Annotated in this window: 1 protein-coding gene; it reads right to left on the bottom strand. The window is 52.5% G+C overall.

The annotated features are described in order from the left end of the window. Positions 1-299: 299 nt before the first annotated feature. A partial coding sequence (locus ACFQEU_RS17680; RefSeq protein ID WP_379784275.1) for an alpha-2-macroglobulin family protein occupies positions 300-569 on the bottom strand: 270 nt, incomplete at its 5' end.

Below are 569 nucleotides of genomic sequence, written 5' to 3'. Positions count from 1 at the left end.
ATGTAGCTAGGCGACACCTGCTCGAGCGTGACGGGGTAGCGCCAGATACCGTATTGATCGGCGAAGGCGCGCAGCGGTCGGCCCGATTCATCGACGAGGGTGCGAGCAAAGAATTGATTGTCGGTCGGCAGCTGTAACGGTAAGCATCGATCAAGAGTGAATAACAAAAGCACCAAGCTTGCGCCCAGCAATGCGCTGCGACGGAGTAATTGTTGCAACCTGCGGTTAGGTAAGAGCCTATACATTGGGCGGCTAATGCGCCGCCCCCAAACTTTCATGAGTTGCATGACTTAGTGATATTATTTCGCGACGTTTTTAATCGTAATGGCATCAAAGGTTTCACCTAAGCCTCTGCGCTCGGGGCGATACATATCTTCCACCAAGGGCGACGGCACTTGATAGCTGCCCGGCGTGACCGCGCGCATCAAATAAAACAGATGAGCGGCTTGGTAGTGGTTAACATCAAGCGCCGCGACGTAGCGATCATCGCGGTATTCTTGGTGCTTAAGCTGAGTGTTGTTGATCAGTTGTTCGAGCGGTTGCTGATCGATGCTGAAGTTATCCAGTTT

It is taken from the genome of Halorubrum tibetense (genome assembly GCF_042661865.1).
Classification (GTDB): Archaea; Halobacteriota; Halobacteria; order Halobacteriales; family Haloferacaceae; genus Halorubrum; species Halorubrum tibetense.
This window is presented reverse-complemented; position numbering and strand designations above follow the sequence as displayed.